We start from the raw sequence: 8,989 nt of genomic DNA on the forward strand, positions 1-8,989 counted from the left end.
CATCGGCTTCGGGTTCTGTTACAGCACGCAGCAGCACGAACCTTCGATGGGCTCCGGCCGTCAGCAGCACGGCCCCGCCGTTCCCCGGGCCCCTGATTTCGCCTCCCGCCGTTCTCTGCTCAGGAGACCCGGTGCGCGCCCTGCGAGGGCACCGCCGGGAACGCCTGCGGGGCGCCGAAGCCGGCTGCGGCGAACGCCTCGCGCACCGCGTGCTCCACCTCCGCCAGCCGGTCGGTGTCGACCAGGGCGAGCACCGAACCGCCGAAGCCGCCGCCCATCATCCGGGCGCCCAGCGCGCCCGCCGCGTTCGCGGCGGCCACCGCCAGGTCGGTCTCCGGGCAGGAGACCCGGTAGTCGTCGCGCAGCGAGGCGTGCCCGGCGGTCAGCACCGGGCCGAGCGCCCGCGGGTCGCCCGCGTCGAGCAGCGCGATCACGTCCAGCACGCGCTGGTCCTCGGTCACCACGTGCCGCAGCAGCGGGCGCAGTTCGGCGGGCAGCTTCTGCTCCGCCGCGGCCAGTTCGTCCGGGCCGACGTCGCGCAGCGCCCGCACCCCGAGCAGCTCGGCGGCCCGCTCGCAGCCGGCTCGCAGGCCCGCGTACGCGCCGTCGCCGAGGTCGTGCTTGACCCGGGTGTCGATCACCAGCAGGGACAGGCCGACCGCGGGCAGGTCCAGCGGCACCTGGCGGCCGGTGAGGGTGCGGGTGTCCAGGAAGTAGGCGTGGCCCGCGACGCAGCAGCTGGACGCCATCTGGTCGAGCGCGCCGCACGGCACCCCGACGTAGGCGTTCTCGGCGCGCTGGGCGAGCAGCGCCCGGCCGGGGGCGTCCAGGCCGAGGCCGTACAGCTCGTCCAGGGCGATCGCGGTCGCGCACTCCAGCGCTGCGGACGAGGACAGGCCCGCCCCGGTCGGCACGTCCGAGGCGAACGCCAGGTCGGCGCCGCCCACCGGGTGCCCGGCCTCGGCCAGCGCCCAGAACACGCCCGCCGGGTACGCCGCCCAGCCCGGCACCGAGCCCGGCGCCAGGTCGGCGAGCGCGAACTCGGCCACCGAGCCGTCGCCCTGCGCGCTGAACAGCCGCACCCGGCCGTCGTCCCGGCGGCGGGCCGCGACCCGGGTGGTGTGCGGGAGCGCGGCGGGCAGCACGTAGCCCTCGTTGTAGTCGGTGTGCTCGCCGATCAGGTTGATCCGGCCGGGGGCGGCCCACACGCCCTCGGGGGAGTCGCCGAAGGCGGAGGCGAAGGAGGCTGCGGCCTCGGTGGCGGCATCGGTGGTCATCGGGTGCTCCAGCGGACGTTCACGGACGGGCAGGCGGTATATTCAACACATTCAAACACACAGCATCAGAGTCGAACAGGGTTGGCGGCCCGCCCCGCGAACTATGATGATCGCTTCTCGCCCACCCCACTCCGGAGGACACCGTGACCACCGACGGCGGACTGCTCGCCGACCAGCGCCGGGCCCTGATCCTCGACCTGGTCCGCCGCGACGGAGCCGTCAAGGTCGCCGAACTGGTCGACCAGCTCGGGGTGTCCGACATGACGATCCGCCGCGACCTGGACGCGCTGGCCCGCGCGGGCACCGTCCGCAAGGTCTACGGCGGCGCGGTCGCCCGCACCACCAGCGCGGAGGAACCCGCCTTCGAGGCCAAGTCCACGCTGGCGCCCGAGACCAAGGCCGCCCTCGCCGAGGCCGCCGCCGCCCGGGTCCAGCCCGGCAGCGTGGTCGCCGTCTCGGCCGGCACCACCGCGTACGCCGTCGCCGCCCGGCTGCTCGACGTCCCCGGCCTCACCGTGGTCACCAACTCGCTGCCGGTCGCCGAACTCCTCCGCTCCCGCGGCGAGAACGGCCCCGCCCTGCTGCTCACCGGCGGCGCCCCCACCCGCTCCGCCGCGCTGGTCGGCCCGCTCGCCGACCAGGCGATCCGCTCCCTGCACGTCGACCTGCTGGTCATCGGCGCCCACGGGGTCAGCGAACGGGCCGGCCTGACCACCCCCAACCTCGCCGAGGCCCAGACCAACCGGGCCCTGATCGCCTCCGCCCACCGCACCGTCGCCGTCGCCGACCACACCAAGTGGGGCGTCGTCGGCCTCAGCAGCTTCGCCGCGCTCGGCGAACTCGACTGCTTCATCACCGACCACGCCCTGCCCGCCGAGGCCCGCGCCGTCCTCGCCGAGACCTGCGGCGAACTGCTGATCGTCTGAGAAAGCTCGGGGCAACCGATCGGCTGCCGACGGTCGGGGTCGCCGGCGCCCCCGCGGGCCGCCTCGGTCCGCCGTCCGCCGCTGTTGCGCGGTGCCCCTGCTCCGGGGTCACCCTCCGGGATGCCCGGTGGCAGGTGGCTGGTAGCCTGCGGCGCGCTAACCGGAATCTTCCGGTCCGCCAGTGTGCGAACGAACAGTGGGAGACCCGCCATCAACCGCCCCGCCAGACTCGCTGCCTCCCTGTCCGCGGTCCTCCTCGCCACCGCCCCCGTCCTGCTCCCCCCGGCGGCGCACGCTGCTGACGGCGCGTCGATCAGCACGTCGATCAGCGGGGTGCCGTCCTCGGTCCCGGTCGGCGGCAGCTTCACGGTGACCTTCACCGTCCGCTCGACGACCGAGAACCGGATCAGCGTCAGCAGCCTCTTCCTCGGCATGTGGAACACGGCCCAGGACGGAACGGCCCAGACCACCGGCGTCACCGTCCTGTGGAACGATCCGGCCACCGGCGCCTGGCGGCCCTCCGACCGCATCAACAGCAGCGGTGACTGGATCCTGTACGAGCCGACCGGGATCGTGTGGATCGAACCGCACGGCTCGCTCACCGTCCACGCCAAGGTGACCCTGAGCGCCGAAGCCGCCCGGGGAACCTTCACCCTCGACACCAACGGCGTCTCCACATACGCCCTCTACACGGTCTCCGGCGAGAACATCGGCGGCCCGATGCACTACAACATGCCCAGGGCCTCCTTCCGCTACGGGTCCGGCGCCCCCGCCCCGGCCACCCCGTCCCGGACCCCGTCGGCCACCCCCGCCCGGACCGCCGCCGCCAGACCGACGGCCACCGGTAAGCCGACCGCCGCAGCCCCCACCACTGCCGCGCCCGGCCCGACCCCCCACCGGAGCCCGTCGGCCGAGCCCAGTACCACCACCGCAGCCGCCCCCGTCATCACCGCCACCACCGCAACACCGGCGCCGGCCACCACCGCTGGTGCCGCGTCGGCTTCCCCGGCACCGACACCGGCACCGGCACTGGCCGACAGCGCCGCTACGAGCAGCAGCCGGACCCCGCTGCTCACCGGCATCGCCGTTCTCCTCGCGGGCGCCGGGGCCGGCAGCGCCGTCCTGGTCCGGCGGACCAGGACGGCCGTCGGACGCTCCGGCACCGACAAAGCGGTGGAGGCGCCGGAGAACTGAGGCCGAGTGGTCACCGAGCAGGTACGCACTGGCACGATCGCCGCTGCCTGCGGCACCGGCGTCCGGTCGGCCACCGGCGAGCCCCGCACCGCCGTCGAGCGCTGCGGTTCGCGTCCGTCGGCCGCGCGCCTTCTCGCGCGGCGCACGGTGGACCCGGTCCCCGGTACCGTCCGCGGTCCGGGCGCGAAACCACCGGTAGGCCGCGTCCCACAGGGCGAGACCGTGCGGGGCCACCCTCAGTAGACCGAGTGACCAGCCGGATTGAACAACAAGCTCAGCGGACGGCCCCTCAGCGGGCGGCCAGCGCCGCCGTGATCCGCTGCTGCCGGGCGGCCGGCAGCGCGGTGGCGTGCCGGGGTGAGTACTTGCCGTCGTTGACCAGCGCCCCGTTCGGCGCCCCGTCCGGCATCCGGTGCCAGCGCGGCGCGCCGCACGGCCCCTGGGCCGCCAACAGCGCGGCGGCCAGCCGCTCCGGCTCCGCGAACCGGGTGCGCGCCCGCAGCGCGGCCGCCAGCCGGTCGACCGCCCCGACGGGGGCGTCCGCGTCGCCGAACGCGGGCAGCAGCAGGAGCAGCCGGGCGTGCGGGTCGGCGGTGCTGCCGCCGGGCAGCCCGTTGTCCGCGGCGGCCACCAGCTCGTCCCAGCACAGGCCGGGCCCGCTGAAGGAGCCCTCGTCGGCGGCCAGCGGCTCGGCCGCGTCCCACTCCGGGTGGTGCAGCAGGTAGTCGATCCCCTCGTCCTCGGCGAACGCCCGGTACACCACGTGCAGCAGGTGCCCGCCGCCCAGCGGCACCGTGAACACCGGCCACTCCGCTCCGCTCAGCAGCCCGGTCTGCAGCCGCCCGGCCGCCAGGTCCTCCGCCTCGTCGACGAACTCCTCCGCCTCCTCCGAATCCGCGCACCAGTTGTGCAGGTGCCCCACCCAGAACAGGTGGTCGTCCAGCAGTTCGGGCCGGTGCCGGTACGGCCCGCCGTCGTAGCCGGGGATCGCGGCCGGGGGAGCGGAGGGGAGCTGCTGGTGCTGGTGCGACATGCGGGCATCATCACCGGCGGCGGACGGCTCAGTCCAGGACGACCGTCACACCGCGCTCCGCCAGGGTCTCCAGCACGTCGTCGAAGTAGCTGCGCAGCGGGTCGGTCCTGACCACCCGCCAGGCGAGTGAGCGCCGGGCGGTCTCCGCGTCGTGCCAGACCAGGGTGCGGCGGGCGGCCCCGTCGAGGTGTTCGCGCAGCCAGTACAGGTCGGAGCCCAGGGACAGCCCCGGGCCGAGCAGTGCCTCGCCGAGGGCCAGGTGCAGGCCGGGGACGTCGGTCACGTGCCGACCGTCGAGGTGGTGCTCGCCGCCACCGTGCGGGGCGGCGGACACGTTGGTGGGACGGCACAGGCCCAGCCACTCGCCGCGGCCCGAGGTGTCGAACCCGACCCACCCGCCGGGCTCGCTCGGCGGCCCCTCGAACCAGAACTCGCGCACCCTCCGGCAGTCCGGGGTGGGGCGCTCGGGGCTGCCGTCCGCGAAGGTGAGGTCCAGCAGCGCACCGCCGAGGACGGAGGGGCGCGCCTCGGTGATGCGCAGCGGGAAGTTCTCGGTCCGCAGGACACCGCCGGAGCGGTCCAGACCGACCAGCTGCCCCCAGCCGCCGTTCCGCCCGCCGGACGGCACCAGGCCGTCCAGCAGCGCGGGGGACGCCTCGCAGCCGATCAACTGCACGGGCCTGGGGCTGGGGTAGTGCTCGTACAGGCCGCCGATGCTCCCGCAGTGGGTGAGCGGGGTGGTGATCCGCTGGTCCGTCGCCGACCGGACCTCGAAGTACGGCTGCGCGGGCGGACGGGGACGGCCGTACTCCCAGTCGTCGCGCAGGCCGGCGCCCAGGACCAGGTCGACCAGGCCGGGCGCGCCCGCCGTCGGCCGCACGGCGACCGCGGAGGCGTCGACCAGGACGAACACGTGCGGCGGCCAGTCGTTGTTCCGGCCCAGCACCTCCAGCATCAGATCGCCCACCTGCCGCCCGCCCGGCTCGGCGGCCATGACCGCCAGCGGACTGTCGGCCGGGCAGCCCTCCAGCACCAGCACCGTCCGGTCCAGGTGCTCGCGCGGCACGTACAGGCCCTCGACGTCCACGCAGCGCGCCAGCAACTCGACGGCCTTCCAGTCCTGTTCGTCACCGACGTCCCGCACCAGCACGTACCGCAGCGGGAACTCCCGCCCCCAGGAAGCGAAGTCCGCCACCCGCATCCGGCCTCCAGGCCCTCGTGATCCGATCGCAGGCGCACCGTAGGGGATCAACCCCCTTCCCCTCCACCGGTTATAGGGTCGGGTACGGAGGGGAGCGGACGGGAGCGGGCGGATGGGTGTCGCGGTGTGGGAGGCGGTGCGGCGGCGGCCGGTGCGGTTCCTGCTGTCGTGGTGGCCGTGGCGGGCCTGGGCGCTGCTGGTGACGGGGGCGGTGCAGGGGGCGCTGGTGCTGCTCGCGCTGGCGGTCGGGCTGGTGGTGGGCGTCGGGCTGTCGGTGCTCGGCGTCGGGGTGCTGGTGCTGGCCGGGACGGCGCTGCTCGGGGTGCCGGTCGGGGCGGTGGAGCGGTGGCGGCTGCGCCTGGTCGAACCGGAGCGGCTGCCCGACCCGCACCGCAGCACGGCGCACGGGCTGCGCGGGCGGCTGCGGGAGCGGGCGAGCCGGCGCGAACTGGCCTACGCGCTCGTCCAGTCCACCGTGTTCGCCCCCGCCGGGCTGCTGTTCGCCCTCGCGCTGGCGCTCTGCCTGCTGCTGCTCGCCGCCCCGGTGTTCGTCCTCGCGGTCAGCCCGGACACCGTGATGCTGTGGCCCGGCCGGCCGGTCTCCGGCCCGCTGGACGGCTTCGCGGCGAGCGCCGCCGGCCTGCTCGGCCTGGTCGTGCTGGCCTACAGCGGCGGCCTGCTGGCTGGGGCCCAAGTGCGGCTCGCCCAGCAGCTGTTGGGCCTGCGGGACGCCGACCTGGGTGTCCGGGTGGTCGAACTCACCCGCTCCCGGGCCCGGTTGGCCGACGCCTTCGAGGCCGAACGCCGCCGGATCGAACGCGACCTGCACGACGGCGTGCAGCAGCAACTCGTCGCCCTCGGCATGACCCTGGGCCTGGCCGAACTCGAACTGCGCGGCCACGACACCCCCGCCACCGCCCCGGCCGCCGCACTCGTCGCCCGGGCCCGCGGCGAGGCCAAACTCGCCCTGGAACAGCTGCGCACCCTGGTCCGCGGCATCCACCCGCAGGTCCTCACCGACCACGGGATCCCGGCCGCCGTCGCCGAGTTGGCGGCCCGCCACCCCGTCCCCGTCCGGGTCGAACTGCCCCTGCCGCGGCTGCCCGGGGCGGTGGAGAGCGCCGCCTACTTCACCGTCGCCGAAGCCCTCGCCAACGCCGCCAAGCACAGCGGCGCCGACGAGATCACCGTCCGCGGCAGCCTCGGCGCGGGCGCGCTGCGGCTGTCCGTCACCGACAACGGCCGCGGCGGCGCCGACCCGGGCGCCGGGGCGGGCCTGCAGGGCCTCGCCGACCGGGTCGCCGTGCTGGGCGGACGACTGACCGTGACCAGCCCGCCCGGCGGGCCCACCCGCCTCAACCTGGAGGTTCCGTGCTCCGGATCGTGATCGCCGAGGACGCCGTCCTGCTCCGGGCCGGACTGGTCGAACTCCTCGAACGCGTCGGCCACCGGATCGTGGCCGCCGTCGGCGACGCCACCGCCCTGGTCCGCGCCGTCGACGCCGAACGGCCCGACGCGGTCGTCACCGACGTCCGGATGCCGCCCGCCCACCGCGACGAAGGACTGCGCGCCGCACTGGAGTTGCGCGCCCGCCACCCCGGCCTGCCGGTCCTGGTGCTCTCCCAGTACGTGGCCACCGCGTACGCCACCCGGCTGCTCGGCGCCGGCTCCGCCGACCGCGGCGGCCTCGGCTACCTGCTCAAGGACCGGGTGCTGGAGGTCGGCGACTTCCTCGACGCGCTGGAACGGGTCGCCGCCGGGCAGACCGTCATCGACCCCGAGGTGGTGCGCATCCTGCTCGCCCAGCACGCCGCCGACGACCCGCTGCGCCGGCTCACCCCGCGCGAACGGGAGGTCCTCGGGCTGATGGCCGAGGGCTGGAACAACCAGGCCATCGCCCAGCGGCTGACCGTCACCGAGGCGTCCGTGGTCAAGCACGCCGGGAACATCTTCATGAAGCTCGACCTGGACCCGGTGGAGGGCAACCGCCGGGTGCTGGCCGTGCTCGCCTACTACAACAACCAGGCGGAGCATGCTTCCTGACGAAACGTCAGGTCACCGCTCGCCCGCCAGCAGGCCGGACAGCCGGCGGGCCGAGGCGTCCCAGGACCACTCCCGCTCCACCCACTCCCGCCCGGCCCGCCCGAACTCCCGGGCCCGGCGCGGATCCAGCAGGAACTCCAGCACCGCCTCGGCGACCTCGACGGCCTCCCGCCCGTCCACCACCGTCCCGGTCCGGCCCGGCAGCACCGCGTCCGGCGCCCCGCCCGAACGCCCCGCCACCACCGGCAGGCCGCTCGCCGCCGCCTCCAGGAAGACGATGCCCAGGCCCTCCGCCTCCAGCCCCGCCCGCCGCGTCCGGCACGGCATCGCGAACACGTCCGCCGCCGCGTAGAACCGCGCCGTTTCCGCGTGCCCGTGCCCGCCCGCGAACACCACCGACCCCGGCGGGCAGTGCCGGGCCAGCCGCCGCAACCGCCGCTCGTCCGGCCCCGCGCCCACCAGCAACAGCACGGCGTCCGGCACCCGGCGGCGGATCAGCGGCAGCGCCCGCAGCAGCGCGTCCTGCCCCTTGCGCGGCACCAGCCGGGCCACGCACAGCACCACCGGACGCGACCCCAGCCCGTACTGCTCGCGCACCGCCCGCCGCTCCGCCGCCGACGGCCGGAACACCGCCGGATCCACCCCCGGCACCAGCCGCGCCGTCACCGCCCCCGGACCCAGCGCGGGAGCGATCCGGCGCCGGGTGTACTCGCCCAGGTACGTGACCGCGTCGCAGTGCGCACCCACCCGGCGCAGCAGCCGGCGCGCCAACGGCGCCCGGGCCCACCACACTTCGTGCCCGTGCGTGGTCGCCACCAGTCGCCCCGCCCCGGCCCGCCGCAGCGCCGGGGCCATCGCCGCGAGCGGCGCGGCCGCCCCGAACCACACCCGGTCACAGCCGTGCCCGGCCATCAGCTCCACCGCCCGCCGGACGGTCCGCCCGGTCGGCAGCAGCATCCGCACCGGCTCGCGCACCACCGGGAACGGCAGCCCCGCGTCGAACTCCGCCGCCCCCGGCTCGGCGGAGGTCAGCACCACCACCTCCTCCCCGGCCAGCCGGACGGCCATCGCGTGCACGAAGGTCTCGATGCCGCCCTGCCGGGGCGGGAAGTCGTTGGTGACGATCAGGGTGGAACCCATGGTCCGGTTTCCTTCGGATAGGCCGACTCGGGCTACTGGCAAGGCTGTTGAGGCACACGGCGGCACGGCGGCATGACGGCACGGCGGCATGACGGCATGACGGCATGGCGACACGGCGGCACGGCGGCACGGCCGGACGGGGGAGGGGAGCGGGGCGGGCGGCTCAGCCGGAGCG

General features: G+C 75.6%; 8 protein-coding genes. 4 read left to right on the plus strand and 4 right to left on the minus strand.

What is annotated here, in order from left to right; all coding sequences use genetic code 11:
- Nucleotides 1–119: 119 nt before the first annotated feature.
- Nucleotides 120–1,277 carry a galactokinase gene (gene galK / locus ACFUEL_RS28725; RefSeq protein WP_380239678.1) on the minus strand — a complete coding sequence of 386 codons (1,158 nt, stop codon included), beginning with the start codon at nucleotides 1,275–1,277 and terminating at the stop codon, nucleotides 120–122.
- A 143-nt stretch (nucleotides 1,278–1,420) separates the two neighbouring features.
- Here galK and ACFUEL_RS28730 point away from each other — a divergent pair, with 143 nt between their 5' ends.
- Together ACFUEL_RS28730 and ACFUEL_RS28735 are read left to right on the plus strand one after the other, a co-directional pair.
- Nucleotides 1,421–2,203, plus strand: coding sequence for a DeoR/GlpR family DNA-binding transcription regulator (locus ACFUEL_RS28730; protein ID WP_380239679.1), 783 nt, complete (start codon nucleotides 1,421–1,423; stop codon nucleotides 2,201–2,203).
- Between the two features lie 183 nt (nucleotides 2,204–2,386).
- The gene (locus tag ACFUEL_RS28735; RefSeq protein ID WP_380239680.1) at nucleotides 2,387–3,397 is read left to right on the plus strand and encodes a hypothetical protein; all 1,011 of its coding nucleotides are present in this window, start codon (nucleotides 2,387–2,389) and stop codon (nucleotides 3,395–3,397) included.
- A gap of 289 nt (nucleotides 3,398–3,686) precedes the next feature.
- Here the strand turns inward: ACFUEL_RS28735 and ACFUEL_RS28740 are convergent, their stop codons facing one another.
- Entirely contained in the window at nucleotides 3,687–4,430 is a 744-nt protein-coding gene (locus ACFUEL_RS28740) for a hypothetical protein (RefSeq protein ID WP_380239681.1), read from the minus strand.
- A gap of 28 nt (nucleotides 4,431–4,458) precedes the next feature.
- A complete protein-coding gene (locus ACFUEL_RS28745; protein ID WP_380239682.1) occupies nucleotides 4,459–5,625 on the minus strand; it encodes a hypothetical protein in 1,167 nt (388 codons plus the stop codon).
- A 118-nt stretch (nucleotides 5,626–5,743) separates the two neighbouring features.
- Between ACFUEL_RS28745 and ACFUEL_RS28750 the strand changes: the two genes are divergently transcribed.
- Together ACFUEL_RS28750 and ACFUEL_RS28755 are read left to right on the plus strand one after the other, a co-directional pair.
- Nucleotides 5,744–7,018, plus strand: a complete 1,275-nt coding sequence (locus ACFUEL_RS28750) for a sensor histidine kinase (RefSeq protein WP_380239683.1) — start codon at nucleotides 5,744–5,746, stop codon at nucleotides 7,016–7,018.
- Nucleotides 7,003–7,674, plus strand: a complete 672-nt coding sequence (locus ACFUEL_RS28755; protein ID WP_380239684.1) for a response regulator — start codon at nucleotides 7,003–7,005, stop codon at nucleotides 7,672–7,674. The genes ACFUEL_RS28750 and ACFUEL_RS28755 overlap by 16 nt, the downstream gene beginning before the upstream one ends.
- 12 nt (nucleotides 7,675–7,686) lie before the next feature.
- On the opposite strand, the gene ACFUEL_RS28760 is transcribed toward ACFUEL_RS28755, so the two are convergent.
- Nucleotides 7,687–8,814 (minus strand): glycosyltransferase family 4 protein, encoded by a 1,128-nt coding sequence (locus tag ACFUEL_RS28760; RefSeq protein WP_380239685.1) that lies wholly within the window; start codon nucleotides 8,812–8,814, stop codon nucleotides 7,687–7,689.
- Nucleotides 8,815–8,989: the final 175 nt, after the last annotated feature.

The sequence above is a fragment of the Kitasatospora sp. NPDC057198 genome, assembly GCF_042670125.1.
Classification (GTDB): Bacteria; Actinomycetota; Actinomycetes; order Streptomycetales; family Streptomycetaceae; genus Kitasatospora.